Source organism: Bauldia sp. (genome assembly GCA_037200845.1).
Classification (GTDB): Bacteria; Pseudomonadota; Alphaproteobacteria; order Rhizobiales; family Kaistiaceae; genus DASZQY01.
The window spans coordinates 2,357,243-2,381,933 of record JBBCGQ010000001.1; the positions used below are offsets into that span (position 1 = coordinate 2,357,243).

Genomic DNA, 24,691 nt, shown 5'->3' on the forward strand with positions numbered 1-24,691 from the left:
CAACTAAAATCCTTCAATATTGTTCGTAACAGGGGAACTACACATGAAGTCAAAACTCCTTTCGGGCGTGGTATTTGCTGCCGCGCTCGCGTTCGTCGCCCACGCGTCGGCCGCTGAGATCAAGCTCGGCGTCGCCGGCCCGCTGACCGGCCCGAACGCTGCTTTCGGCGCCCAGCTCCAGAAGGGTGCTGAGCAGGCCGTCAAGGACATCAATGCGGCCGGCGGTGCTGGCGGCAACACCTTCACCATCGAGCTCGGCGACGACGTTTCCGATCCGAAGCAGGGCGTGTCGGTTGCCAACAAGTTCGTCGGCGACGGCGTGACCTTTGTCGCCGGTCACTTCAACTCCGGCGTCACCATTCCGGCCTCGGAAGTCTACGCCGAGAACGGCCTGCTGATGATCACCCCGTCGGCCACCAACCCGCAGGTCACCGAGCGCGGCCTCTGGGACGTGTTCCGCACGTGCGGTCGTGACGACCAGCAGGGCGCGGTTGCCGGCAAGTACATTGCCGATCACTTCAAAGACGGCAAGATCGCCATCCTTCACGACAAGACTCCGTACGGCCAGGGCCTGGCTGACGAGACCAAGAAGGCGATGAATGCCGCCGGCGTGACGGAAGTCATGTACGAAGGCATCAACGTCGGTGACAAGGACTTCTCGGCCCTCATCTCGAAGATGAAGGACGCGGGCGTCACGGTCACCTACTGGGGTGGTCTGCACACCGAAGGCGGCCTCATCGTTCGCCAGTCGGCTGACGCCGGCCTGAAGTCGCAGTTCATCTCCGGCGACGGCATCGTCTCTGACGAGTTCGCCTCGATCGCCGGCCCGGCCGCTGAAGGCGTTCTGAACACCTTCGGTCCGGATCCCCGCCTCAATCCCGATGCCGCTGGCATCGTGAAGGAATTCCGCGACGCCGGCTTCGAGCCGGAAGCGTACACGCTTTACACCTACGCCGCGGTCCAGGTCATGGCGCAGGCCATTACCAAGGCCGGCACGACGGACACCAAGACCGTCGCCGAGACCATCAAGTCCGGCGGCCCGTGGAAGACGGCGATCGGCAACCTCGAGTACGACTCGAAGGGTGACCGCAAGTCGCTCGACTACGTCATGTACATCTGGAAGAAGGGCGCCGACGGGAAGATCACCTACGTTCAGCAGTAGGCCTTCACGCTTCAGCGTTTGAAATACGGAAACCCCGGCGGCAACGCCGGGGTTTTTGTTTGCGCCGGGCGCGGGCTCGCCTGCGCGGTTGTCGCGAATTGCGCGCCGCCCCTGCCCCGTGTCAGGCTCGCGCCATGCTCCGCTCCGCCGTCCGCATCGCGATTCTTGGCGCAACGCTGATCGTTGCCGGCGTGGCGCATGCCGACATCGTCATCGGCGTCGCCGGGCCGATGACCGGGGAATTCGCGCCGCTCGGGGCCCAGATGCGCGCCGGCGTCGAGCAGGCGGTCGCCGACACGAACGCCGCCGGCGGCATCGGCGGCGCCAGGCTGGTGCTCGAAGTCGTCGACGACGCCTGCAATGCCAAGAGAGCGGACGCCGGCGCGAGCGCGCTCGCCGCCAAGGGCGCGGTGTTCGTCGTCGGCCACCTGTGCCTCAAGGCATCCATCGCCGGCGCCGCGGTATACGCCGCCGAGCACATCGTCCAGATTTCGCCGGGCACCACCTTCGCCGGCTTCACCGACGACCGCGCCGGCCCGGGCGTCTTCCGCCTCGCCGGGCGCGACGACGCCGAGGGCACCTTCGCCGGCCGCATGATCGCGCGGCGCTACACCGCCGGCAACGTCGCCGTGGTCGATGACACCACCGCCTACGGCAAGTCGCTCGCCGATGCGGCCGCCACCGCACTCGACGGCGCCGGCAAGCCGATCGTACTCCGCGACACCTACGCGCCCGGTGGCAAGGAGTACAACACGCTGGTCTCGCGCCTGCAGGCCGCGGCAATCGACGTGGTCTACCTCGGCGGCGCCAACCCGGAAGCGGCGATCATCGCCAAGGCGATGAAGGCGCGCGGCATGACCGCCACCATCGTCGCCGGCGACGCGCTGCTCTCGCCGGACTACGCCGACCTCGCCGGCGATGCCGCCGAGGGCACGCTGGTCGCCTACCCGAGCGACCCGCGCGCCGCGGCCGCCGCCGCACCGGTCGTGGCGGAATTCGCGGCGAAGAACATCGACCCGGCCGGCTACACGCTGCCCGCCTACGCCGCGGTCCAGGTCTGGGTCGCCGCCGCCAAGGCCGCCGGCGGCACCGACTTCGACAAGCTCGCGGCGGCGCTCACTGCGGGATCGTTCGCCACCGTCGTCGGCCCGGTCGCCTTCGACGAGAAGGGCGACCTCCGCGATCCCCGCTACGACTGGTACGTCTGGCGCGGCGGCGACTACGCCCCGGCGGGCTTCTGAAATTCGCGCGCCCGTGCTAGTCCGCGCGCCATGAGCGGACCCATTCTCATCGCACCTTCGATTCTGTCGGCGGACTTCGCCCGCCTCGGCGAGGAGGTGCGCGCGATCGACGCCGCCGGCGCCGACTGGATCCACGTCGACGTCATGGACGGGCACTTTGTGCCCAACATCACAATGGGCCCGAACGTCGTGAAAGCGATCCGGCCGTACACGCAAAAGCCGCTCGACGTGCACCTGATGATTGCGCCGGCGGCGCCCTACCTCGCGGCCTTCGCCGACGCCGGCGCCGACCGCATCACCATCCACGTCGAGGCCGAGCGCGAGGTCGCCGCCTCGCTGGCCGCGATTCGAGCCAGGGGCAAGAAGGCGGGCATCACGCTGAAGCCCGCCACGCCGGTCGCGTCGATCGCACCGTTCGTCGATCAGGTCGACCTCGTGCTCGTGATGAGCGTCGAGCCAGGCTTCGGCGGCCAGGCGTTCATGCCGGCGGCGCTCGGGCGCATCGCTGAGATCAGCGCGCTGCTCGGCGGCCGGGATGTGCCGATCGAGGTCGATGGCGGCATCACGCCGGACAACGCCGGGGCGGTGGTTGCCGCCGGTGCGACAGTGCTGGTGGCCGGGTCGTCCGTGTTTCGCGGCGACTACGCGACGAACATCGCGGCGCTGCGCAAGGCCGCCGCCGGTTAGGCCGCGACCTCCACCTCCCACGGTGTCATGCCCGCCTCCTCTCGGGTGTCATCCCCGCGAAGGCGGGAATCCGGTAAACACCGGCGGGACTTATCGGCACCGACCGCGTCTACTGGGTCCCCGCCTTCGCGGGGACGACACTGGGGAGCGGTCGTCCGCCATTTCACGACGCAGAATCAGACACTGCGCCGCTCCCCCGCTCGTCATCCCGGCGAAAGCCCGGATCCAGTCATGGAACGCGAACGCTCGACAATTCGACTGGACCCCGGCTTTCGCCGGGGTGGCGAGGGAGGGATGCAACCCACATGCCGTAGAGCCCGCGCCTGGCTTCGATTGTCGCGGTGGGCACGGTCTGATAAACGCACCGCGACACGAAAATCGTACCGGAGCGACCGATGATTCCGCGCTATTCGCGCCCCGAGATGGCGGCGATCTGGTCGCCTGAAACCCGCTTACGCATCTGGTTCGACATCGAGGCGCACGCGCTGGACGCCATGGCGGCGATCGGCGCAGCGCCTAAGGCCGCGGCGAAGGCCGTGCACGCCAGGGGCGACAACGCCACCTTCGACATCGCCCGCATCGACGAGATCGAGCGCGAGACGCGCCACGACGTCATCGCGTTCCTGACGCACGTTGCCGAGATCGTTGGGCCCGAGGCGCGCTACCTGCATCAGGGACTGACGTCGTCGGACGTCGTCGACACCGCCTTCAGCGTGCAGCTCACCCGCGCCGCCGATCTGCTCATCGCCGACGTTGACGCGCTGCTCGCCGCGCTCCGCCGGCGCGCGCACGAGTACAAGGACACGCCGACCATCGGCCGCAGCCACGGCATCCACGCCGAGCCGACGACCTTCGGCCTGAAGCTCGCCGTCGCCTACGCCGAGTTCGTTCGCGCCCGCCGCCGCCTGCATGCCGCGCGCGAGGAGATCGCGACCGCCGCGATCTCCGGCGCCGTCGGCACCTTCGCCAACATCGACCCGCGCGTCGAGGAGCACGTGGCGCGTGCGCTGGGGCTGCGCCCCGAGCCGATCTCGACGCAGGTCATCCCGCGCGACCGTCACGCGATGTTCTTCGCCACCCTCGGTGTCGTCGCCTCGTCGATCGAGCGGCTGGCGACGGAGATACGGCATCTGCAGCGGAGCGAGGTCGGCGAGGTCGAGGAATATTTCGCGCCCGGCCAGAAAGGCTCGTCGGCGATGCCGCACAAGCGCAATCCGGTGCTGTCGGAGAATCTCACGGGCCTCGCACGACTGGTGCGCGGCATGGTCACCCCGGCGCTGGAGGATGTGGCACTCTGGCACGAGCGCGACATCTCGCACTCCTCGGTCGAGCGCGTCATCGGCCCCGACGCGACCATCGCGCTCGATTTCGCGCTGGCCCGCCTGGCCGGCCTGATCGACAAACTGGTCGTCTACCCCGAAAAGATGCGGGCCAACCTCGACCGCCTCGGCGGCGTCATCCATTCGCAGCGCGTGCTGCTGGCGCTGACCGATAAGGGCATGAGCCGCGAGGACGCCTATGCCGCCGTGCAGCGGAGCGCCATGCAGGCCTGGGCCGGCAAGGGCGATTTTGCCGCGCTGCTCAAGAAGGACAAAACCGTCACCGGCCGCTTGAAAGCCGCCGAGATCGACACACTTTTCGATGTTGGGTACCACCTGAAAAACGTCGACGTGATCTTCCAGCGCGTCTTCGGTCTTGAGCCGGCGAAGAAAAAGCCCGGCCGCAAAGGATAGCCATGAAGCCGATTTACGAAATCAGCGCGCCGAAGATCGACGGCACGCCCGCAAAGCTTGGCGACTACGCCGGCAAGGTCCTGCTCATCGTCAACGTCGCCTCGAAGTGCGGGCTGACGCCGCAATACGAGGGGCTGGAGAAGCTCTACGCCGACTACAAGGACAAGGGCCTCGTCGTCCTTGGCTTCCCGGCCAACAACTTCGCCGGCCAGGAGCCGGGCTCGAACGAGGAGATCCAGGATTTCTGCCGCTCGACCTACGGCGTCGATTTCCCGATGTTCGGCAAGGTGTCGGTTGGCGGCGAGGATCAGGCGCCGCTCTATCGGCTCCTCACCGAGTCGGCACCGCCGCGCACGCTGAGCGCGACGCCCAGACCCGGCGCCGTCGCCAAGCAGGCGGAAAAGGGCGTGCGCTGGAACTTCGAGAAGTTTCTGGTGAGCCGCAACGGCGACGTGGTCGCCCGCTTCGATCCGGACCTCGTGCCGCTCGATCCGATCCTGGTCGGCGCGGTGGAACGCGAACTCGGCGCCTAGCGGCCGCTACAAATGCAAATGGCCGGGCAAAGCCCGGCCATCGCGATATTCCTTGAACCGTGTCGCGGCTACTTCGCCTTGAGGGCGGAGAGCGACGTATCGATCGACAGGCCGACCATCACGCGCGAGTCGCACTCGTCGCCGTTGGCGCCGTAGTAGGTTCCGCAGTCGCTCGCCGAAAGATTGGTTGCCGTGTAGCGCAAGTCGATCTTCGCCCACTCCACCGGAGCGTAGTAGATGCCGGCGTTCCAGGTCGTGTACGGCAGGTCGCTGTTGCTGACCGCTCCCAGCGCACCAGACACGCCGAAGCCGTGCGGCAACGTGATGTCGGCGTTCGCCTCGACGTACGTCGCGGACGGATCTTCCGGATTGACGTAGAACTGCGCCCCGATCGTCGTGTTGTCGTTCGCGGCGATGTCGGCCTTGGCGTATAGCTCACCCGCGCCCGCCGTCGACAGAGTCGAGGCCGAGGTCGCGTAGTTGTAGCCGAAGTCCAGCGACACCGGCCCGACCTCAGGACGTACGCCGGCATAGAAATCGATCTCGGTATCGGTCACGCCGTCGAACTCGGTATTCGACGCCCAAACACCACCGTAGACGATGCCGATGCTCGGCTCGATGTAGCCGGACACTGCCGGCTTGTGTTCCGTCTGCGTGATACCGCGCGAGATGTAGTCGCTGTTGACCGCCACCCCGAAGGCGACGTCGAACATGTCGTCGGCCATCGCCGTGCCGGCCATCGCGAAAAAGGCCGCGCCCACCAGAGCCAGTCGGCTCACCCCAAATGTCGAATAGATCATGTGAATTTCGCCCCGATTCCCGTTGACACATACAGAAACATGACAGCCCGACTCGGGGAAAGGACAAAGTTGCTGTCTGGAATCAGTCAATCCGCGTTTGTTGCCGATCCGCAACTACGCAAAATACGCGGCAAGCATGGCCTTGGCCCCCGCGCTCAAATAGTTGACGTCCGACGACATCGCGATCAGCCGGAAGCCCATGGCGCGGAAATGGCGGGCGCGGTCGGGATTTGCCGCGTAGATCGCCGGTGTCTTTCCCGCGGCAAGAGTGCGCTCGACAATCCTGCCGAGAGGCCCGTCGAGACTCGCGTCAAACGGAGCGATCCGCGCGCCATCCGAAAGGCTGACCGACAGGTCGGAGGGGCCGACGAATATCCCGTCGATCCCCTCGACCGCGACGATCTCCTCCAGCGCGTCGAGCGCGCGGCGGGTCTCGATCATGGCGAAGGTCATCGAGACGGCATTGTCGCCGGCAAGGTGCTGTTGCGCCTCGGTGCCGCGCAGCGCCAGCACGCGGCTTGGCCCCCAGCTCCGCTCGCCGACGGGCGGATATTTCGTGGCGGCGACCAGCGCGCGCGCCTCCGCGGCGCTGTTGATCATGGGGGCGATCACGGCTTCGGCGCCAAAGTCGAGCACGCGGCTGGCGGTGGCGTTGTCCCCGACCGGGATGCGCACCAGCGCCGGCTTGCCGGCAAGCACGACCGCGGCGATGCCGCGCATCACCGAGCCGACGTCGTGCATACCGTGCTGGATCTCGAGGACGACGGCATCGAAGCCGGCCCGCGCCACGCCTTCCGCGACCAGCGGCTCGGGAATGGCCGACCAGCCCGACAGAAGCGTCTCGCCGGCCCGCAGGCGCCCGGCCAGGACCGGGGTGACCGCCATCGTTCAGGCTTCGGTCTGGATCTGGCTGATGGCGGTCTGCATCAGGTCGTCCATCGTGCGGCGGATCTGATGGTCGGACTGCTGGACGCCGGCGGCGTCGAAGTCGCGGCGGATCTTGCCGAACACGTCGCTGTCGCCCGCTTTCTCGAAATCGGAGGCGATGACTTCCTTGGCGTAGGCGTCGGCCGCCGCGCCGGTCTTGCCGAGCAGGCCGGCGGCCCACAGCCCGAGCAGCTTGTTGCGCCGCGCCTCGGCCTTGAACTGCAGCTCGGCGTCATGCGCGAACTTGCCCTCGAAGGCGTCCTTGCGCTTGTCGAACGTCGTCATGAATCGGCTCCCTTGGCCGGCGGGCGTCGTAAAAGAGGTGGCCTTGCATATCGCCTGGGCAAACCTAAATCAACGCTCGTAAAGCCTTGTGTTTTCTGCCGGTTTCCCGGGCATTTTGCGGCGCACGCGCCGCATTGTACTTGGTGGATCGATCGAATAGGGTCCGCCCCGTGGCGGCAGGCTCACGCGCCACATGAGTCGGCGGATGACCATGTCGCGACCACATTCAGACACCGGAACCCCGACCGAATGGACTTTCTCAAACCGCGGTATGTGCCCATGAAGAACCGCCGGCGCATCTATGAGGGCAAGGGCAAGATCCTTTTCGAGGGTCCCGAGCCCGGCACGCTCGTCCAGTTTTTCAAGGACGACGCCACGGCCTTCAACAAGAAGAAGCACGAGATCGTCGACGGCAAGGGCGTGCTCAACAACCGCATCAGCGAACACATCTTCAACCATCTGAACAAGATGGGCATCCCGACGCATTTCATCCGCCGCCTCAACATGCGCGAGCAGCTGATCCGCGAAGTCGAGATCATTCCGCTCGAGGTCGTGGTCCGCAACATCGCCGCCGGGTCGCTCGCCAAGCGCCTCGGCCTCGAGGAAGGCACCGTGCTGCCGCGCTCGATCATCGAGTTCTATTACAAGAACGACGAGCTCGAGGACCCGATGGTTTCCGAGGAGCACATCACCGCCTTCGGCTGGGCGAGCCCGCAGGAGATCGACGACGTCATGGCGCTCGCCATCCGCGTTAACGACTTCCTTTCCGGCCTCTTCCTCGGCGCCGGCATCCAGTTGGTCGACTTCAAGATCGAGTGCGGCCGCCTCTGGGAAGGCGACATGATGCGCATCGTCGTCGCCGACGAAATCTCGCCTGACTCATGCCGGCTCTGGGACATCCAGACCAAGGACAAGCTCGACAAGGACCGCTTTCGCCGCGACATGGGCGGCCTCGTCGAGGCCTACCAGGAAGTCGCCCGCCGGCTCGGCATCCTGATCGAGCAGGAGCGGCCGAAGGGATCGGGCCCGGTCCTCGTCCAGTAGGTTCGCATCGTTTATCTGACGGCCGCCCACGGGCGGCCGTTTCAGTCTCGGGGGAAGCATGAAGGCGCGAGTGACCGTCACGCTGAAGCAGGGCGTGCTCGACCCACAGGGCAAGGCCATCGAAGGCGCCCTCGCTTCCCTCGGCTTCGCCGGCGTGGCGAGCGTCCGCCAGGGCAAGGTTTTCGATATCGAGACCGGCGAGACCGACAGGGCGAAGGCGGAAGCCGCGCTGAAGGCGATGGCGGACAAGCTGCTGGCGAATACCGTGATCGAGAAGTACGAGATCGCGATAGTCTGACGCGATGCGGTTGCTGTTCGCTCTCGCCGTTCTAGTCATCGCTGGTGTCGCGCATGCGGAGACGAAGTCCGTCCCGCTCGGCGCAGCGACAGTTCAATACGATGCCACGGTCTGGCGTGCCGAGGAACGATCGGGCATCGCCGCCCTCTCCTTCACCTGCGTCGCCGCCGATTGCCCGGATTTCGCTGCCGCCGACGTTACCGCAACAAAATCCGGCGCGACGTGTGAGCCTCTCAACGAGAGCGACGAGACCGCACTGGCCCTTCTGCCAGGCACGCCGCTGCCATTCACGGCCAAAGCCCGATGGAGTGGCTGCCGCGCGCAAGACACGCCAATACTGGCGGCCTGTGCCGAGAAAGACGGCGTCGTGTATCGGGTGGCCAGCGGCTTTGGCGGCGCCTGCAACTTCCTGCCGGGACTGCCCGAAGAACGGTTCCTCGATCTTCTCCACGGCATCAGTGCGGACTGAATTGAAATTCGGCATGATCCGGCGGCCGGAATCGGCTAAAGCGTCCCCATGAAATCGGCGGTCATTACCTTCCCCGGCTCCAATCGCGACCACGACATGTTGGTCGCGCTCGAAGCAGTGACCGGCGTCAAGCCCCTGTCGGTCTGGCACACCGAGACCGCGCTCCCCGCGCTCGACCTGATCGTGCTGCCGGGCGGCTTCTCCTACGGCGACTACCTGCGCTCCGGCGCGATCGCGGCGCGCGCGCCGGTGATGCGGGCGGTCGCCGATGCGGCGGCGCGCGGCGTGCTCGTGCTGGGCGTCTGCAACGGCTTCCAGATTCTGTGCGAGGCGGGCCTGCTGCCGGGCGTGCTGATGCGGAACGCCAGCCTCCGCTTCGTCTGCCGCGAGGTGCAGCTGCGCATCGAGACAACGGCGAGCGCCTTCACGCGTGGCTACGCCAAGCGCCAGGCGATCCGCGCGCCGGTGGCGCACGGCGACGGCAACTATCGCTGCGATGACGAGACGCTCCGCCGCCTCAAGGGCGAGGACCGCGTCGCCTTCCGCTACGCCGACGGCGCCAACCCGAACGGGTCGCTCGACGACATCGCCGGCATCCTGAACGACAAGCGCAACGTCTTGGGCCTGATGCCGCACCCGGAGAACCTGATCGAGCCGCTGCAGGGCGGCATCGACGGCCGCGCGCTGTTCGCCGGTCTCGCCGCGTGAGATTTGTGATCGCCGCGGCGGCGCTGCTGCTGGCAGCGTCGGCGTCCGCACCCGCGGCGGTTCCCGAATCCGCCCACACGCTCGCGACCCATCTCGCCGGTGCGATGAAGAAATGCTGGTTCAGCGGCGACGCCGCCTTCGCGGCGTATCGGTACGTGCCGGAAATCAACATCGGTGCGCCACGCATTCTGCTGGTGTCGAAGAAAGAACCGAACGGTCGTCCGCTTCTGGTCGTCGAGCCGAAGCGCGCGGGAACCGCCGATGCATACGGTCCGCTGCTCGCCACCGCGCTGGCGCCACGCATCAAGGACGACCTCACGCGCTGGCTGAAGGGCGGCAGCGACTGCGGCTAGGCCGGCACCAGCCAGCCGCGATAGCCGGCGACGCGGCCGACGACCGGCAGCACGACATCGACGTGAAAATTGAACCGGCCGTCGGCGTCGTGCTCATAGACCGCGCCGGTCGGCAGCAGGAAGCGTGGCATCGGGATGCCGAAGAACGTCCACCGCCGCTGCACCAGATGTAGTTGTCCGTCCCGCACGACCATGGCTATGGCGAAGGCGATCGGGCCGAACCGCTCGACGATCAGGCCTTCGTTGCGGCCGGTGCCGCGATACTGAACGCTGCGGAAGGCGTGGCCGTCGAAATTCCGCGCCCAGATTTCGCACTCGCCTACGCGCGATAGCGTCACCGTCACGGGCCGATCGTCCGCGGCGGGCGGGAAGCCGACGATGCGGCCGATGAGCCGCGCGATCGGGTTGGCTGCCGGCTCGACCCTGGCGCGGCCTGACAGGACCAACGTGCCTGTAACGTCATGGGCGCGCTGAATCGGCGCGCTAAGCTGGTCGTAGGCAGCGCCTAGCATCTGCCGGTAGATCGGCAGCGCAGAGTCCGGCGCACCGTGATCGATCGCGGTGACGATGCCGCGCGCCGCGAAGCGGCGCTCGTAGTCGGCAAGGTCGATCTCCGGCCCGGCGGCACGTGCACCTGCGGCCGGCGGCTTACTATCCAGGCACGCGCGGATGACGATCTCCGCCGCCATCGACGGGACGAGCGGCCCGGCGTCGCCCTCGGCCAGCATGTTCCAGCGTCGCGCCGCCGGCCACCCATCGCGGTCGATGCCGGTGACATCGACAAACATGCCGCCGCGATGCTCGCCCCAGCGCAGATGGTTGACGCACCAGTCCATCAGGCCCGCGAACGGCGATAGCGACGGCAGCACGCGGACGTGCACCAGCCACGCCAGCGCCGATAGAGCGCGATGCAGGATCGCCGGCGTCGGCCCGGCGCCGGTAAAGATTGACCGGAGGCCGGGCCACAACGCCGGCAGCACGACGAGATCCGGAACGTCGACCAGCGAATATCGGACAGGACCGAGCGGGACGTGGCCGGGCACGACGATCGTCCGCGTCACGCTGGCGACGAGGCCAGGCCGATCCACCGGTTCGCCGTCGGCGATGACGCGCACCGGCTTGCCGGCGTAGGAGGCGATCGCGCGGATGACGTTGATGCCGACGCCGGCGTAAGGCGACGGGGCGATGCCCGCGGCGATCGTGTCGATGCGTTGCAGATCGCCGGCGAGGCGGCGCACGACCGCCGCCGTCAGCACCGGAAAACTCGACGCGCCGGACAGGACGAAACGGCCGAGACCGCGCGTACGGGCGTCCAGCGCCGTGATGCCCGCGACGAGAGCCGCGCTGTCCGCAAGATCGAGATAGTCGGCGCCAGCGGCGAGCGCCGCCTCGACTACGGCGTAGGCACCGCGCGTGTAGGCCTGGAACGGGCCGCTGGCATCGACGACGATGTCGGGGTCATGCGCTGCGATGGCCGCGGCGACACCGGCGTTGCGATCGACGACCGCCGGCACCAGCTTCGCCTGCGATGGCCGGGCGCAGAACGCCGTCGCCCTGGCCAGCGAGCGGCCGGCGACGATAAGCGTCAGCCGCGGCTCGTCGGCGAGCAGGTCGCAGAGGCGCCCGCCGAAGGTGCCGTAGCCGCCGACGATGAGCACCGTGAGCCGCCCGGCCTGTTTCACCCGCCCCGAATCCCTCTGTTTTTCAACAGCCTGCGGCCACCATACCAATCGCGGCTGGCATCCTCTATGCATCGTCCTTGTTCGAGGATTCGGAGCCGCCACACCGAGCATGAACGCCGCCGCCCGCATCACGCCGACCGTCATCGCCGCGCACGGCCTGAAGCCGGACGAGTACGATCGCATCCTGCAGCTTGTCGGGCGCGAGCCGTCGCTGACCGAGCTCGGCATTTTCTCGGCGATGTGGAACGAGCACTGTTCGTACAAGTCGTCCAAGCGCTGGCTGCGCACGCTGCCGACGACGGGGCCGCGCGTCATCTGCGGGCCCGGAGAGAACGCCGGCGTGGTCGACATCGGCGATGGCCTCGCCGTCATCTTCAAGATGGAGAGCCACAACCACCCGTCGTTCATCGAGCCGTATCAGGGCGCCGCGACGGGCGTCGGCGGCATCCTGCGCGATGTCTTCACTATGGGCGCGCGCCCGGTCGCGGCGCTGAACGCGCTCCGCTTTGGCGCGCCGGAGCATCCGCGCACGCGCCATCTGGTGTCGGGCGTGGTCGCCGGCGTCGGCGGCTACGGCAACTCGTTCGGCGTGCCGACCGTCGGCGGCGAGGTCAATTTCCACCGCGGCTACAACGGTAACATCCTGGTCAATGCCTTCGCGGCCGGCATCGCGAAGACGGATGCGATCTTCTATTCCAAGGCTTCGGGCGTCGGCCTGCCGGTCGTCTACCTCGGCTCCAAGACCGGTCGCGACGGCATCCACGGCGCCTCGATGGCCTCGGCCGAATTCGACGATGCATCGGAGGAGAAGCGGCCGACGGTGCAGGTCGGCGATCCCTTCTCCGAGAAACTGCTGCTCGAGGCCTGCCTCGAACTGATGACCACCGGCGCGGTGGTCGCGATCCAGGACATGGGCGCCGCCGGCCTCACGTGCTCGGCGGTGGAGATGGGCGCCAAGGGCGACCTCGGCATCGAGCTCGATCTCGACAAGGTGCCGACGCGCGAAGCGGGCATGACGGCTTACGAGATGATGCTGTCGGAGAGCCAGGAGCGCATGCTGATGGTGCTCCATCCCGAAAAGCAGGCGGAGGCCGAGGCAGTCTTCCGCAAATGGGGGCTGGATTTCGCCGTCGTCGGCCACACCACCGACGATCTCCGCTTCCGCGTCATCCACAAGGGCAAGGTCGAGGCCGACCTGCCGATCAAGGACCTCGGCGACCAGGCGCCGGAATACGACCGGCCGCATGTCGCCAAGGCGCGCCCTGCCCCGCTCGGCCGTGGCCTGAAGTCGACAGACATCGGCGCCGATCTGCTGCGCATTCTCGGCTCGCCCGACATGAGCTCGCGCCGCTGGGTGTGGGAGCAGTACGACACGCTGATCCGCGGCGACACCATCGAGCGGCCGGGCGGCGACGCCGGGGTGGTTCGCATCGCCGGCAGAAAGGGCCTCGCATTCTCGGTCGATGTGACGCCGCGCTATTGCGCTGCCGATCCGTTCGAGGGCGGCAAGCAGGCGGTCGCCGAATGCTGGCGCAACCTCACCGCCGTCGGCGCCCTGCCGCTGGCGGTCACCGACAACCTCAACTTCGGCAATCCCGAGAAGCCGGAGATCATGGGCGAGCTGGTCGACGCCATCCGCGGCATTTCGGAGGCCTGCACCGCCCTCGCCTTCCCGGTCGTATCGGGCAACGTCTCGCTCTACAACGAGACCAACGGCGCCGCGATCCCGCCGACGCCGGCGATCGGCGGCGTCGGGCTGGTCGACGACGTGACGAAGGTCGCGACCATCGCCTTCAAGGCCGCCGGCGAATGCGTGCTGTGCGTCGGCGCGCCGGCCGCATGGGGCACGCATCTCGGCCAGTCGATCTGGCTGCGCGAAATTCTTGGCCGCGAGGATGGGCTGCCGCCTTCCGTCGATCTGGCGCATGAAAAGCGCGCCGGCGATTTCGTCCGCGGCTTGATCCGCGACGGCATCGCCACCGCCGTGCACGATGTCTCCGATGGCGGCATCGCGGTGGCGCTGGCAGAGATGGCGATGGCGTCGGGCATCGGCGTCACCACGACCGAACTGAACGACGTCGAGCCCGCCGAGACATTCTTCGGCGAGGACCAGAGCCGCTACCTCGTCGCCATCCGCCGCGACGACCTCGACCGCGTATACGAGATGGCCGAGGCGGCCGGCCTGTTTGCGCCGTGGATCGGCACCACCGGCGGCGCCGACGTGAAACTCGGCGAGGCTGACGCGATCCCGGTTGCAAAGCTGCGCGCCGCGCATGAAAATTGGTTCCCGGCTTTCATGGCCGGCGGCTGAACCCGAGAGGAGCCCGATCATGGCGATGAACGCCGGCGATATCGAGGCCCTGATCAAGGCGGCGCTGCCCGACGCTACGGTGACCATCCGCGACCTCGCCGGCGACGGCGATCACTATGCCGCCGAGGTCGTGTCGGCGACGTTCCGCGGCAAGACGCGCGTCCAGCAGCACAAGCTGGTCTACGACGCGCTCCGCGGCAACATGGGCGGGGCGCTGCACGCGCTCGCCCTCCAGACCAGCGTGCCGCAGGACGGCTAGTAGATGGCCGAGGCGGCCGACGTATTCCGCCTGACCGAGGGCGCGGCCGGCGAGAGCCACTTCGACAGTTTCATGGTCGACCGCCCGCTGGTCGAATTCGCGCCGCGGCGCCGGCCTCCTAGGCGGCGGCGCTGGCCGCCGGGAAGTAGCGCCACAGCAGCCGCGCCCCGAACGCGAGGCCCGGCAGCGCCAAGAGGATCGACCACGCCAGCGGCACGCCTGTCGCGACGAGGGCCGCCGTGATCAGGCAGGCCGAGGCGCAGCCAACGTCCCATCCCGCCTCCAGCACGATGTTGAAGCGCAGCGTGCACGGCGCCGCCTTGGCGAGATTGTAGGTCGCAGTGCCGAGCGCCGGCAGGAGCAGTGGCCACAACACGGCGCCTAGCGCATTGGCGAGCACAGCGACCCACGGCACCGGCAGGCTGGCGGAGCGGAAGGCGACCAGCGCCGCCGCGACCGAAAACGCGATCGCCACCGCGCGCCGGCCGTGACCGGCGTCGATGATGCGGCCGAGGAAGAGGCCGCACGCACCGCCAACCAGACCGGCAACCGCCATCGCGCCGCCGTAAGCGGCGAAGCTTTCGCCGAGCGAGACGAACAGCGCGATCTGCCAGATGATGATGTAGAAGGCGTCGAACCAGCCGTCGAACGCGGTCAGCATCACGCCGAGACGGGCGGCCCGGAGCGCGCCCGGCGCCTCCTGCTTGACCGCGACGTTGGGGATGCCGATGAGCGGCAGGACCGCGATCGCCTGGATCACGCCGACCGCGGCGAAGGCGATGCGTGGGCCACCGGTCACCAGCGCCCACGCGCCGATGAGAGGAGCGACGACGCCGACCACGGCCACGACTGCTTCGCGGGCGGCGATCTGGTGGCCGCGGTGCTCGGCATCGCCCAGCGCCGCGAAGGCCGCGTTGTAGGCCGGCCAGTACAGGATCTCCGCCACCGACACGACGCAGAGGAGCAGTACGAGCTGCGGCCCGACGCCATCGACCTCGGCGAGCAGCGGATACTGCACGGCAAGGCCGAGCGTGCCGGCGATGAGCAGCGGCTTCAGCCCCCAGCGCTTGGCGAGCGGCAGGATCGCGGGCCGCAGCACGAATCGCCCGCCGAGGATCGCTGCCTGCGCGACCAGCGCATGCGGCACCGAAACCCCGGCACGGAGCAGGAAAACGAGGAAAAAGATGCCGCCGGAACCCTGGGCCAGAGCCTGGATGCCGGAATGCAGATTGACGCGATTGATCGCGTCATTCCCGAAGAACGCCATTTTGAGGATCACCGAAAGAAGCAGACAAGCGGGAGACCGGGCGACTGGCCGGCCGGCGACAAAGCGCTAGGTGTTGATCCCACTGGTCATCGGAAGTCCCTTCCTTCGATGGCGCGGTTTATGCCGCCAACCGGAGCGGGATGCAAGGCCGCATTGCACCGGCCCCGGCGACTTCCTATGCTATGTGCACGGAATCTTTCGGAGACTTATCGACCATGAGCGACATCAAGGCCTGGATCGACAACGAAGTTAAGAGCAACGACGTGGTGCTCTTCATGAAGGGCACGCCGACGTTCCCGCAATGCGGGTTCTCGAGCCAGGTGGTGCAGATCCTCGACTACCTCGGCCTCGACTATAAGGGCGTCAACGTCCTTGAGAACGCCGACATCCGCCAGGGCATCAAGGAATATTCCAACTGGCCGACGATCCCCCAGCTCTACGTCAAGGGCGAGTTCGTCGGCGGCTGCGACATCGTCCGCGAGATGTTCCAGGAAGGCGAGCTGGCCCCGCTTCTGACGGAGAAGGGCATCGCGGTCGCCGCCGGCGCGGCAACCCCGGCCGAATAGGCACCGCGCATCGTCGCGTAGGCACCGCGCATCGTCGCGGGGGGGGGGGGGCGGCATCAGGGGGACCGGCCGCCGCGCCGCGCGGCCTGATCTGTATTGGCGCTTATCCTCGCTGCGGCCTTCGTGCTGCGTGCATGGTTGGCGCTGGCCTTCCCGTCCTACGACACGGCCGACGAAATCTTCCAGGCACCAGAGCAGGCGCATCGCCTGATCTTCGGCTACGGCGTCGTGCCGTGAGAATTCGCGCTGGGTGCGCGGAACTGGCTGCTGCCCGGTCTGTTGTCCGTAGTCGTGGCGCCGGCGGGTGGATCACCGGATCGCCTGCCATCTACCTCGCGCCGTCTCGCTGGAGCTCGCCGCGCTGGCGCTGTTGCCGGTGTGGAACATCGGCCGCCGCTTCGGTAGGGACGAGGCGGCCTGCGCCGCGTTCGCCGTCGCCGCTGGCCTCGGGCTGGCGATGGACGGCGTCCAGCCGCTTGGCGAAGTCATCGCCGCCGACCTACTGCTGCCCGGCCCTGCGTTGCTGACCGGCCACGCCGCGCCGCATGCTGCTCGCCGGACTGACGCTCGGCAGCGCGGTCGCGTTCCGATTCCACCTTGCTCCGGCGGTGGCGGTCGCGGTCGTGCTCGGCTGCCGGCTCGAATTGCGCGAGCGCTGGGTGCCGGCAATCGCCGGCCGGCTGGCCCCGATCGCCTCCAGCCGGCACGCGCTGCTTCAGCGACGGCAGCCGCACCGCCGTCTGCGTCGTCAAGCGACCGGGCCCTTGCGCGCCGGCGCCCGAACTCGAGATCGTCAACGATCCGCGGTGGAGCGGGCACCGGCGGTAGTGTCAGAAGCGGATCGCGAACCGCGCCTTGGCGCCATGATCGGACGCGCCTGACGCGATCTGCCCGGAATAGGCGAGCGATAGCGTCGAGCGCCGTCCGATATCCCATTCCATGCCCGCCTCGATGCGGAGCGAGTCGCGCTGCCGCGGCACGCCCGCGACGGTGAACGCCGAGCCACCGGCGAATGCGAGGCTCGCCGTCGGCGTCGTATCGCCGAAGCGATGCTGCCACGCGACGAGCGCCGTCAGGCGCCCATGGGTTGCCGGAAGCGGCGCCGCGAAGCGCGCGCCGAAACTCGCGATCGTCATGACATGGTGCTCCGACGCGGCCGTCAGCGCCGCCGCGCCGCCAGCTTCGGTGAAGGCATCGGTGTCGACCGCCACGCGGGCAACGCCGGCGAACGGCTCGACGGCGACATTGCCGAATTTCGCCCGATAGGCGGCCTCGGCGAACAACTGCCCGGTGCGGGCGCCATAGCGCGCGGTGAGAACCTCGCTGAAGCCGCCGAAGGTGTCGTTCCGCACCGTGTCGATCGTGCCGCTGCTCGCAGCTCCGCCGAAGCGGAGCGCGACGGCGCCGTTCTCCACGCCGCCGTATGCCGCCACAGCGAAGCTGTCTGCCGTGGCCGACGACGCGCGATCCGGAACCGACAGGCTGGCACGCTGGTAGCTCACCGCCGCGCCGGCGCGCCAGGCGCCCGGTTCGCCGCCATCGACGCCGGCGACCAATCCGCCGATCGAGCGGCTGTAGCCGGCAGCGTTGCCGTCGCCCGTGCCGGAGCCGCTGCTGCCGAAGCCCTGCGCCCAGAGCGCGAGTCTCGGGCGGGCGGGATCGGCCCCGCCGCTGGCCTCGCTGCCGGGGCCGAACGCATCGTTCAGCCGCTGCAACACCGCCTCGCGGATGAAGCGCGTGTCGTCGAGGACGATATCCTCGAGGGTCGCGTGGATTTCACCCGACGAGAGGTCGAACGCGTTACGCGCCGCGTCCGCGCCGAGCGGCAGGATCGCATCGAACAACGCGGTGCTCGGTCCCTGCTCGTCGATACCGCCGGCCGCCGCGATCTGGTTGGGAGTCTCGGCGACGTCGGGCAGCGCGGCGACGATGGATGTCTTCAGCCACACCTGCTTGTCGTGCGTGTAGTCGAGCGTGAAATTCACGAACGCCGAATTATCGACGACGTTGGCAAACGTTCCGGTCAGCGTGCCGCCCGTCGCATCGACGATCAGATATGTGTTGGTGTCGGCGTAGGTGCCGGGCGTCACCAGCACCGACACCATCGCGGTCGGATTGATCGTGACGGTCGTCGCGACGACCCTGTCGGAGTGATTGTCGACGTCGTCGAGCTCGACCTCATACGTCTGCCCGGCGCTGAAGGTCGCGGTGCCGGTGGTGAGCGTGCCGATCGAGTTGCCCGGCGCGATCTTGCCGGCACCCGCAAACGACTTGATCGTGCCGCTGCCGCCAAGCGTGCCGTTCGCGGCGACGACGAAATCCGTGCTGTTCATCGTGCCGTTGACCGAAAGCAGGCCGGCGTCGACCGCGAAGGATCCGTTGATCGCCGTGCCGGCCGTGCCGGTCAGGGTCCAGTGGCCGGCGCCCTTTTTCGCGCCCGCCTCGAAATTTGTAACGGCGATGGCGCCGAAATCGAAGGTGCCGTTGGTATCGGCCGCGCCGTCGAAGGCGAAGGTGTCGACTTGCGGATCACTGCCCGCGGAGGCACTGCCGCCATCGACGCCGCCGATAATCGAATACGTGGGGAACAACGTGATCGTGTCGGCACCGTCGTTCAGGTCAATCGCCTTACCGCTGTTACCGCGCTGGATGGTGCCTTTGACGACAAGGTTGTCGATCACCGCACCGTACGAGCCCAAGCCGTCGGGCTGCGAGTACGCCAGGTTGGCAGCGGCATAGAGGGTGCCGCCCTGCTCGATGGTGACGTCCGCGTTGAGATCGGGACCTTGGTCCGCCTGCATGCGCAACGCCTGCGTCGTGCTGAGCTGCTCGACCCGGCCCGCGATATCGAGCGTCACATGATGATTGGCATCGGTGGTCGTTGCGCGCACCAGGATTGCGTAGGAGCCGCTGTTACGGACCGTGACAGTTCCCGTCGCACCGATGGTGATGTTGTCTCCGGTGCCGGCGAAGATGCCATGCGCGTTGAACTGCCCGGACGTATCGACCTTGCCGTCGACGATTATCGTCGAGTTCGAAGCCGTACCCGAAACGTAGGTCGTGATCCCGCGCGCGCCATCTCCCTTGTTACCCAGACCGCTGTTGTTGCCGGTAATGATACTGCCCGTGCTCTTCAGCCACACGTAGGAGCCGACGCCGACATCAACCCCCAAGCCGCCGAAAGCGCCGGACGATCCCGTATCGCCGTAGGAGCGGATCGCACCGGAAAGCTCGAGATGCGCTCCGCTGCCAACGAGGATGCTGTTGGCGCCGACGCCGTGCGTCTCGATGAGGGAACCGGCAGCGGTCGTGACGGTGACGTTCGTCGCCGTCGAGTACCGGATCGCCCCGGCGCCTGACGACAGCGTCTTCAACACGCCGGTCGCGTTGAGCGTGATGTTGTCGTTATTGCCGACCGCGATCAACTCGCCGCCCGCGGTCGCTGTGGCGTCAAGTTCACCGCTGATCTTGTAGACGTTGTTGCCGGCCCGGCCGTCGAGCGCGCGGGAAGTTCCTTCTGCGCCGTTGTAGATGATCTTGCCACCCTGCGCGATCGTGATGTCTGCATTGGCGAAGCCGGGCGAGCCGGTGCCCTGCGTCGGGCCCGCAATGCCTCTTTTGGCCTGGATGGTGCCGTTGACCGTGACTGTCGACGAATTGCCTATCAGTACGGCGTTGGTATCGTCCGCACTCGCATTGTTGCCGACGGTGGACGTGCCCAGAATCCGTATGTCGGCGTCGGCGCCAAGCCAGATCGAGGGACCGCTTGCCGGCGTGATCGACGCGGCAGGCTGGACGTTGACGATGACGTTGGAGCTTCCGGAAGCAATTACCCCCGTGCTCTCCGCGCCGGTGCAATTCGCCGTGGTGTTGGATGCCGGGCTCGTTGAATCGCAGGCGGCACTCGCTACCCCGCCGGCCGCCAAGACCCAGAACCCAGCCAACAGGGCGAGCGGCACTACTGCCGGGTGCATGCGACGCGCCAAAAGCCGGTACAAAACCACCACGCAACACCCCACCGATTCAGCATGTCCGCATGCCGAGACTCGCGAATTCCCTCAGGTGGATGCTATGGTTGGGGCCAGATTGCGGTAGCCGACATCTCGGGACTCGCCCGGGGCATATCGGGACATGAGTACGGAAAGCGTAGTAGATTCCCCCGCGCCCGACCGCCGGCTGAACAGCTGGAAGGAAATCGGCGCCTTTTTCGGCAAAGACGAGCGGACCGTGAAGCGCTGGGAGGCGCAGCGCGGATTGCCGGTGCACAGGTTGCCGGGCAGCGCGCGCACCACGGTCTTCGCCTTTGCCGGCGAACTCGAACAATGGTTGCGCAGTGGCCGCGTCGAACGGCAGGCCGCCGACGCGGTCGGACCGGCGACGCCCCGGCCGTGGGCCTGGCCCGTCGTCGCGGCCGGAGCTCTGGCGCTCGTCGCTCTCGGTGTCGCCGCCGAGGTTCTGGTAAACCGCGCGCCGGTCGCGCCGCATGTCGCGACCGCGACCACGCCACCGCGCCACCAGCCGTCCGCAGCCGCGGCCGATCTCTACCTCCGCGGCACGTATTTCTGGAACACGCGCACGCCGGATAGCCTGCGCGAGGCGCGGCGGCTGTTCGATGCGGCGATTGCCGCCGACCCAGCGTACGCCGAAGCCTATGTCGGCCTCGCCAACGCTTACAATCTGCTAACGCAGTATACCGACATGCCGGCCGCCACCGCCTATCCGCTGGCCAAGGCTGCGGCCGAGCACGCCATCGCGCTCGATGCCAATCTCTCCGACGCCTACGCCGCGCTCGCCTTCACCACATTCTACTGGGCTCACGACCTGGCGAAGTCGCGGGCGCTTTTCGAACGCGCGTTGACGCTCAATCCCGACGCCAGCCGCACGCTGCACTGGTACGCGCTGGTGACGATGCATTCGGGCGACTTCGCTGAGCCGCTGCGCGCCATCACGCACGCGCAGGAATTGGAGCCCGAATCGCGCTCGATCCTCGCTAACAAGGGGCTGATCCTCTTTTACGCCGGCCACGCCGACGAAGCCGTGGCGCTGCTCGAAGATTTGAAGACGACGGCGCCGGAATTCCTGCCGCCCCATTATTACCTGGCGACCATCCACCTCGATCGCGGGCAGTACGGCGACTATATCCGCGAGTCGCTGGAAGCGGCGCGGCTGGAGGGCAACGACGCCATGCGCGCCACCTTCACGGCGGCCAGCCTTGCGCTGGCTTCGGGCGGCGCGCCGGCGATGTTCACGGCGATCCTCACCAGCCAGACCGCCCAATATGCCGCCGGCAAGGAAACCGCCTTCAATGTGGCCCGCACCGCCGCCTCGCTCGGCGATCTGCAAACGGCGCTCGACTACCTGGAAAAGTCGAAGGCCGCGGACGAACCCGACATCATCGGTATCCGTCTCGACCCGCAGCTGAAGCCGCTCCACACCGACCCCCGCTTCAAGACGCTCGCCGACGCCGTGTTCTGACCGGCGCGCCGGCTACAACACACCATGAAGTAGCAGCAGCGCCACCGCCTGCACGCGCGACGTGACTCCGAGCTTGCGCTTCGCCTGCTCGATGTGAAAATGCGCCGTCGCCTTCGTGACGCCCATCAGTTCGCCGATCTCCCAGTCGGTCTTGCCGAGCGACACCCACTGCAGGCTTTCGATCTCGCGCTCCGTGAGTTGCGGCAGCGGCTGCGGCGTGTCGCCGAGGCCGATGGTCGTGCGACAACGCTCGTTGAGTACGCGGCAGGCGGTCTCGAGCAGCCCGCGATCGACCGCGGCGAGGTCGAGCTTCTGCTTCGCCGCCAGGCTGACGATGCCTTCGTAGGCGCCGGTGCCGCGGATCGGGACCACGAAGCCATCGATCCAGCCGTGCGCGGTACTGGCGGCAAAGAATTCCTTGGCAACGGCGCTGGAAAAGATCGACGGATCGACCTCGCTCCACGTGAACGGCGCCATGCGCCGGCGCGACTCGGCCACGATGAAGTCGCGCTGGAAGAAGCCGTGCTCGTTGTAATAGTCGAGCCAGTCCTGCGGCCAGTCGTTGAAGAAGAAGCGGTAGTGGCGCTGCTTGCCGAGGCCGACCCAGTTACCGCCGGAGGAGCAATCGAAGCCGAACAGACGGATGACCCGGCGGAAATCCTCGATCAGCGCCGGCACGTCGGAATCGTCCGCTGCCCGCGCGATGAACGCCAGAATCTCGTTGGTGCGGTTCGTCGCCACTCGCCGCCTGCTCCTGAAACGAAGAAGGCCGCCCGTAGGCGGCCTTCGCAACCGAGCCCGCGACTAGCGCGAGTAGAATTCGACCACCAGGTGGGGTTCCATGTGCACCGGGTACGGCACGTCGGTGAGCGCCGGGGTGCGCAGGAATGTCGCCGTCATCTTGGAGTGATCGGCGCTGATGTATTCCGGCACGTCGCGCTCCGGCGCCTGCACGGCCTCGAGCACGAGCGCGATCTGCTTCGACGAATCCTTGATCGAGATGACGTCGCCGGCCTTGGCGCGGTAGCTCGCAATGTTGACGCGCTTGCCGTTCACCTGCACGTGGCCGTGGTTGACGAACTGGCGCGCCGCGAACACGGTCGGCACGAACTTGGCGCGATAGACGATCGCGTCCAGCCGGCTCTCGAGCAGGCCGACCAGATGCTCCGAGGTGTCGCCGGTCCGGCGGATTGCCTCGTAGTAGATGTTCTTGAACTGCTTCTCCGAGATGTTGCCGTAGTAGCCCTTGAGCTTCTGCTTGGCGCGAAGCTGGGTGCCGAAATCGGAGAGCTTGCCCTTGCGGCGCTGGCCGTGCTGGCCGGGGCCGTATTCCCGCTTGTTGACCGGGCTCTTGGGACGGCCCCAGATATTCTGGCCGTGGCGTCGGTCGATCTTGTACTTCGCTTGCGCGCGCTTGGTCATCGCATAATCCCTGTCGGGTTAGGCGCCCTCCTCTGTCTCCCGTTTCGGGGAAACCGACAGGAAATCTGGGCAAGCTGCCCAAGGTTTCCGCGGGTCGCATGGAAATGCCAACGGGGACCGAAGCCCCCGTTTGACGGGCGGGGTAATACCCTGCGCCTCCCTTCCAGTCAAATCAGCCGGATCAGCAGGCCAAGGACGCCGCAAACACCCAGAATCGGCAGGATGCCGAGACGCAGGCGGAATAGCGCCACCGCCGCGATCACGGCCAGCGCCAGGGCCTCCGGGTCGAGGCTCGAGAATAACGGCCAGGCGGGGCGGAACAGACCCCACGCAAGCTCGCCGACCTGCCAGAAAAGGACGTGCAGCGCGAGGAACACCGCGAGGTTGAGGATAACGCCGACCACCGCCGCGGTGATGGCGGCAAGGCCCGCGGCCACAGTGCGGTTGCCGCGCACGCGCTCGATGTACGGCGCGCCGAGGAATATCCAGAGGAAGGACGGGACGAACGTCACCCACGTCACCAGCAGCGCGCCGAGGAAGCCGCCGGCGAGCGGCGGCAGTACGCCCGGCGCGGCGTAGGCGGCGATGAAGCCGATGAAGGTGAGCACCAGCAGCAGCGGCCCGGGCGTCGTCTCGGCGAGCGCCAGCCCGTCGAGCATCTGCCCCGGCTGCAGCCAGTGATACGACGACACCGCCACCTGCCCGACGTAGGCGAGCACCGCGTAGGCGCCGCCGAAGGTGACCACCGCCATCTGGCTGAAGAAGCCGCCGAGCCCGGCGTAGAGGCTGCCCCACCCGAACCCGACGCCGACGATAATGACGGGCGCTGCCCACAGCGCGCCCCACACGGCAACGACGCGCAGCGATCGCGCGGCCGTCGGCGGCGCGACGGCGTCGGCTTCCGTATCGTCAACGTCGGCCAAGAAGAAGAAGCGCGGCACCGCAACGCCGATCAACCCCGCCCCAAGCACGATCACCGGAAACGGAACGTGGAACGCGAAGATGCCGACGAAGGCGAGAGCGGCGAGCGACACTGCGACGCCGCCCTTCAGCGCGCGCCGGCCGATGCGGACAACCGCATCGATGACGATGGCCAGCACCGCCGCCTTCAGCCCGAAAAACAGGCTGGCGAGCCAGGCCGCATCGTTGAACACGGCGTAGAGCGTCGAGAGCCCGAGTATCAGCGCGAGGCCGGGCAGGATGAACAGCGTGCCGGCGACGATGCCGCCGCGCGTCCCGTGCAGCAGCCAGCCGATGTAGGTGGCGAGTTGCTGCGCCTCGGGTCCCGGCAGCAGCATGCAGAAGTTGAGCGCGTGCAGGAAGCGCGCCTCGGAGACCCACTTGCGCTCCTCGACCACCATCCGGTGCATGAGCGCGATCTGCCCGGCCGGGCCGCCGAAGCCGAGCAGCCCGATCTTCGCCCAGACCGCCGTCGCTTCGCGGAACGTCGGCCCTGCGCTCATCGGATA

General features: G+C 67.6%; 26 protein-coding genes. 16 read left to right on the forward strand and 10 right to left on the reverse strand.

The genetic code is table 11. The annotated features are described in order from the left end of the window. Positions 1-43 precede the first annotated feature (43 nt). From WDM94_11725 to WDM94_11745, 5 genes are all read left to right on the forward strand, one after another. Positions 44-1,162, forward strand: a complete 1,119-nt coding sequence (locus tag WDM94_11725; protein ID MEJ0013265.1) for a branched-chain amino acid ABC transporter substrate-binding protein — start codon at positions 44-46, stop codon at positions 1,160-1,162. A gap of 134 nt (positions 1,163-1,296) precedes the next feature. Further along, positions 1,297-2,403: a branched-chain amino acid ABC transporter substrate-binding protein gene (locus WDM94_11730; protein MEJ0013266.1), complete on the forward strand. Its 1,107-nt coding sequence runs from the start codon at positions 1,297-1,299 to the stop codon at positions 2,401-2,403. A gap of 30 nt (positions 2,404-2,433) precedes the next feature. After that, complete coding sequence (gene rpe, locus WDM94_11735) at positions 2,434-3,090, forward strand: ribulose-phosphate 3-epimerase (GenBank protein MEJ0013267.1); 657 nt, start codon at positions 2,434-2,436, stop codon at positions 3,088-3,090. Positions 3,091-3,485: 395 nt separating this feature from the next. Continuing rightward, positions 3,486-4,823: an adenylosuccinate lyase gene (gene purB, locus WDM94_11740; protein MEJ0013268.1), complete on the forward strand. Its 1,338-nt coding sequence runs from the start codon at positions 3,486-3,488 to the stop codon at positions 4,821-4,823. Between the two features lie 2 nt (positions 4,824-4,825). Further along, entirely contained in the window at positions 4,826-5,356 is a 531-nt protein-coding gene (locus WDM94_11745) for a glutathione peroxidase (protein MEJ0013269.1), read from the forward strand. Positions 5,357-5,424: 68 nt separating this feature from the next. Here WDM94_11745 and WDM94_11750 read toward each other — a convergent pair whose 3' ends face one another. From WDM94_11750 to WDM94_11760, 3 genes are all read right to left on the reverse strand, one after another. Beyond that, positions 5,425-6,117: a TorF family putative porin gene (locus WDM94_11750; GenBank protein ID MEJ0013270.1), complete on the reverse strand. Its 693-nt coding sequence runs from the start codon at positions 6,115-6,117 to the stop codon at positions 5,425-5,427. Between the two features lie 153 nt (positions 6,118-6,270). After that, entirely contained in the window at positions 6,271-7,041 is a 771-nt protein-coding gene (locus WDM94_11755; GenBank protein MEJ0013271.1) for an aldolase/citrate lyase family protein, read from the reverse strand. Positions 7,042-7,044: 3 nt separating this feature from the next. Then, positions 7,045-7,368 carry a DUF1476 domain-containing protein gene (locus WDM94_11760; protein ID MEJ0013272.1) on the reverse strand — a complete coding sequence of 108 codons (324 nt, stop codon included), beginning with the start codon at positions 7,366-7,368 and terminating at the stop codon, positions 7,045-7,047. A gap of 279 nt (positions 7,369-7,647) precedes the next feature. Between WDM94_11760 and purC the strand changes: the two genes are divergently transcribed. Genes purC through WDM94_11785 form a run of 5 tightly spaced genes read left to right on the forward strand, consistent with a single transcriptional unit; the run spans position 7,648 to position 10,240 of the window. After that, positions 7,648-8,412 (forward strand): phosphoribosylaminoimidazolesuccinocarboxamide synthase, encoded by a 765-nt coding sequence (gene purC, locus WDM94_11765; GenBank protein ID MEJ0013273.1) that lies wholly within the window; start codon positions 7,648-7,650, stop codon positions 8,410-8,412. A 58-nt stretch (positions 8,413-8,470) separates the two neighbouring features. Further along, positions 8,471-8,710: a phosphoribosylformylglycinamidine synthase subunit PurS gene (gene purS, locus WDM94_11770; GenBank protein ID MEJ0013274.1), complete on the forward strand. Its 240-nt coding sequence runs from the start codon at positions 8,471-8,473 to the stop codon at positions 8,708-8,710. Positions 8,711-8,714: 4 nt separating this feature from the next. Then, complete coding sequence (locus WDM94_11775; GenBank protein ID MEJ0013275.1) at positions 8,715-9,179, forward strand: hypothetical protein; 465 nt, start codon at positions 8,715-8,717, stop codon at positions 9,177-9,179. 48 nt (positions 9,180-9,227) lie between these two features. Continuing rightward, on the forward strand, positions 9,228-9,887 hold the full coding sequence (purQ, locus tag WDM94_11780; GenBank protein MEJ0013276.1) for a phosphoribosylformylglycinamidine synthase subunit PurQ: 660 nt from the start codon (positions 9,228-9,230) through the stop codon (positions 9,885-9,887). Further along, positions 9,884-10,240, forward strand: a complete 357-nt coding sequence (locus tag WDM94_11785; GenBank protein ID MEJ0013277.1) for a hypothetical protein — start codon at positions 9,884-9,886, stop codon at positions 10,238-10,240. Before purQ ends, WDM94_11785 begins: the two co-directional genes overlap by 4 nt. Here the strand turns inward: WDM94_11785 and WDM94_11790 are convergent. Continuing rightward, on the reverse strand, positions 10,237-11,922 hold the full coding sequence (locus tag WDM94_11790) for a DUF4166 domain-containing protein (protein ID MEJ0013278.1): 1,686 nt from the start codon (positions 11,920-11,922) through the stop codon (positions 10,237-10,239). The two genes, WDM94_11785 and WDM94_11790, sit on opposite strands and share 4 nt — an antisense overlap. Before the next feature lie 109 nt (positions 11,923-12,031). On the opposite strand from WDM94_11790, the gene purL reads away from it, so the two are divergent. Both purL and WDM94_11800 read left to right on the forward strand, forming a co-directional pair. Further along, positions 12,032-14,233: a phosphoribosylformylglycinamidine synthase subunit PurL gene (gene purL, locus WDM94_11795; GenBank protein MEJ0013279.1), complete on the forward strand. Its 2,202-nt coding sequence runs from the start codon at positions 12,032-12,034 to the stop codon at positions 14,231-14,233. Positions 14,234-14,252: 19 nt separating this feature from the next. After that, a complete protein-coding gene (locus tag WDM94_11800; protein MEJ0013280.1) occupies positions 14,253-14,492 on the forward strand; it encodes a BolA family transcriptional regulator in 240 nt (79 codons plus the stop codon). A 118-nt stretch (positions 14,493-14,610) separates the two neighbouring features. Here the strand turns inward: WDM94_11800 and WDM94_11805 are convergent, their stop codons facing one another. Further along, on the reverse strand, positions 14,611-15,759 hold the full coding sequence (locus WDM94_11805; protein MEJ0013281.1) for an MFS transporter: 1,149 nt from the start codon (positions 15,757-15,759) through the stop codon (positions 14,611-14,613). Between the two features lie 215 nt (positions 15,760-15,974). On the opposite strand from WDM94_11805, the gene grxD reads away from it, so the two are divergent. Together grxD and WDM94_11815 are read left to right on the forward strand one after the other, a co-directional pair. Then, the gene (grxD, locus tag WDM94_11810) at positions 15,975-16,325 is read left to right on the forward strand and encodes a Grx4 family monothiol glutaredoxin (GenBank protein MEJ0013282.1); all 351 of its coding nucleotides are present in this window, start codon (positions 15,975-15,977) and stop codon (positions 16,323-16,325) included. 96 nt (positions 16,326-16,421) lie between these two features. After that, positions 16,422-16,562, forward strand: coding sequence for a hypothetical protein (locus WDM94_11815; protein MEJ0013283.1), 141 nt, complete (start codon positions 16,422-16,424; stop codon positions 16,560-16,562). A gap of 72 nt (positions 16,563-16,634) precedes the next feature. Here WDM94_11815 and WDM94_11820 read toward each other — a convergent pair whose 3' ends face one another. Then, positions 16,635-16,814, reverse strand: a complete 180-nt coding sequence (locus WDM94_11820; protein MEJ0013284.1) for a hypothetical protein — start codon at positions 16,812-16,814, stop codon at positions 16,635-16,637. 56 nt (positions 16,815-16,870) lie between these two features. Here WDM94_11820 and WDM94_11825 point away from each other — a divergent pair, with 56 nt between their 5' ends. Beyond that, the gene (locus WDM94_11825; protein MEJ0013285.1) at positions 16,871-17,206 is read left to right on the forward strand and encodes a hypothetical protein; all 336 of its coding nucleotides are present in this window, start codon (positions 16,871-16,873) and stop codon (positions 17,204-17,206) included. Here WDM94_11825 and WDM94_11830 read toward each other — a convergent pair. Beyond that, positions 17,156-20,269 carry an autotransporter domain-containing protein gene (locus WDM94_11830; protein MEJ0013286.1) on the reverse strand — a complete coding sequence of 1,038 codons (3,114 nt, stop codon included), beginning with the start codon at positions 20,267-20,269 and terminating at the stop codon, positions 17,156-17,158. The genes WDM94_11825 and WDM94_11830 overlap by 51 nt on opposite strands. Before the next feature lie 187 nt (positions 20,270-20,456). Between WDM94_11830 and WDM94_11835 the strand changes: the two genes are divergently transcribed. Further along, positions 20,457-21,800 carry a hypothetical protein gene (locus WDM94_11835; protein MEJ0013287.1) on the forward strand — a complete coding sequence of 448 codons (1,344 nt, stop codon included), beginning with the start codon at positions 20,457-20,459 and terminating at the stop codon, positions 21,798-21,800. Between the two features lie 12 nt (positions 21,801-21,812). On the opposite strand, the gene WDM94_11840 is transcribed toward WDM94_11835, so the two are convergent. From WDM94_11840 to chrA, 3 genes are all read right to left on the reverse strand, one after another. Next, positions 21,813-22,541 carry a LuxR family transcriptional regulator gene (locus tag WDM94_11840; protein MEJ0013288.1) on the reverse strand — a complete coding sequence of 243 codons (729 nt, stop codon included), beginning with the start codon at positions 22,539-22,541 and terminating at the stop codon, positions 21,813-21,815. 63 nt (positions 22,542-22,604) lie between these two features. Continuing rightward, on the reverse strand, positions 22,605-23,222 hold the full coding sequence (gene rpsD / locus WDM94_11845; GenBank protein ID MEJ0013289.1) for a 30S ribosomal protein S4: 618 nt from the start codon (positions 23,220-23,222) through the stop codon (positions 22,605-22,607). Positions 23,223-23,389: 167 nt separating this feature from the next. Next, positions 23,390-24,685 (reverse strand): chromate efflux transporter, encoded by a 1,296-nt coding sequence (gene chrA / locus WDM94_11850; protein ID MEJ0013290.1) that lies wholly within the window; start codon positions 24,683-24,685, stop codon positions 23,390-23,392. Between the last annotated feature and the right edge of the window lie 6 nt (positions 24,686-24,691).

What these genes read in the sequence shown, in the direction of transcription:
- rpsD (MEJ0013289.1), bottom strand. Translation starts at nt 23,222, where the DNA reads ATGACCAAGCGCGCGCAAGCGAAGTACAAGATCGACCGACGCCACGGC.
- purC (MEJ0013273.1), top strand. Translation starts at nt 7,648, where the DNA reads ATGAAGAACCGCCGGCGCATCTATGAGGGCAAGGGCAAGATCCTTTTC.
- WDM94_11745 (MEJ0013269.1), top strand. Translation starts at nt 4,826, where the DNA reads ATGAAGCCGATTTACGAAATCAGCGCGCCGAAGATCGACGGCACGCCC.
- chrA (MEJ0013290.1), bottom strand. Translation starts at nt 24,685, where the DNA reads ATGAGCGCAGGGCCGACGTTCCGCGAAGCGACGGCGGTCTGGGCGAAG.
- WDM94_11725 (MEJ0013265.1), top strand. Translation starts at nt 44, where the DNA reads ATGAAGTCAAAACTCCTTTCGGGCGTGGTATTTGCTGCCGCGCTCGCG.
- grxD (MEJ0013282.1), top strand. Translation starts at nt 15,975, where the DNA reads ATGAGCGACATCAAGGCCTGGATCGACAACGAAGTTAAGAGCAACGAC.
- WDM94_11755 (MEJ0013271.1), bottom strand. Translation starts at nt 7,041, where the DNA reads ATGGCGGTCACCCCGGTCCTGGCCGGGCGCCTGCGGGCCGGCGAGACG.
- WDM94_11820 (MEJ0013284.1), bottom strand. Translation starts at nt 16,814, where the DNA reads ATGACTTCGCCAAGCGGCTGGACGCCGTCCATCGCCAGCCCGAGGCCA.
- purQ (MEJ0013276.1), top strand. Translation starts at nt 9,228, where the DNA reads ATGAAATCGGCGGTCATTACCTTCCCCGGCTCCAATCGCGACCACGAC.
- WDM94_11825 (MEJ0013285.1), top strand. Translation starts at nt 16,871, where the DNA reads ATGCTGCTCGCCGGACTGACGCTCGGCAGCGCGGTCGCGTTCCGATTC.
- rpe (MEJ0013267.1), top strand. Translation starts at nt 2,434, where the DNA reads ATGAGCGGACCCATTCTCATCGCACCTTCGATTCTGTCGGCGGACTTC.
- WDM94_11730 (MEJ0013266.1), top strand. Translation starts at nt 1,297, where the DNA reads ATGCTCCGCTCCGCCGTCCGCATCGCGATTCTTGGCGCAACGCTGATC.
- WDM94_11775 (MEJ0013275.1), top strand. Translation starts at nt 8,715, where the DNA reads ATGCGGTTGCTGTTCGCTCTCGCCGTTCTAGTCATCGCTGGTGTCGCG.
- WDM94_11760 (MEJ0013272.1), bottom strand. Translation starts at nt 7,368, where the DNA reads ATGACGACGTTCGACAAGCGCAAGGACGCCTTCGAGGGCAAGTTCGCG.
- purL (MEJ0013279.1), top strand. Translation starts at nt 12,032, where the DNA reads ATGAACGCCGCCGCCCGCATCACGCCGACCGTCATCGCCGCGCACGGC.
- WDM94_11805 (MEJ0013281.1), bottom strand. Translation starts at nt 15,759, where the DNA reads ATGGCGTTCTTCGGGAATGACGCGATCAATCGCGTCAATCTGCATTCC.
- purS (MEJ0013274.1), top strand. Translation starts at nt 8,471, where the DNA reads ATGAAGGCGCGAGTGACCGTCACGCTGAAGCAGGGCGTGCTCGACCCA.
- WDM94_11800 (MEJ0013280.1), top strand. Translation starts at nt 14,253, where the DNA reads ATGGCGATGAACGCCGGCGATATCGAGGCCCTGATCAAGGCGGCGCTG.
- WDM94_11835 (MEJ0013287.1), top strand. Translation starts at nt 20,457, where the DNA reads ATGAGTACGGAAAGCGTAGTAGATTCCCCCGCGCCCGACCGCCGGCTG.
- purB (MEJ0013268.1), top strand. Translation starts at nt 3,486, where the DNA reads ATGATTCCGCGCTATTCGCGCCCCGAGATGGCGGCGATCTGGTCGCCT.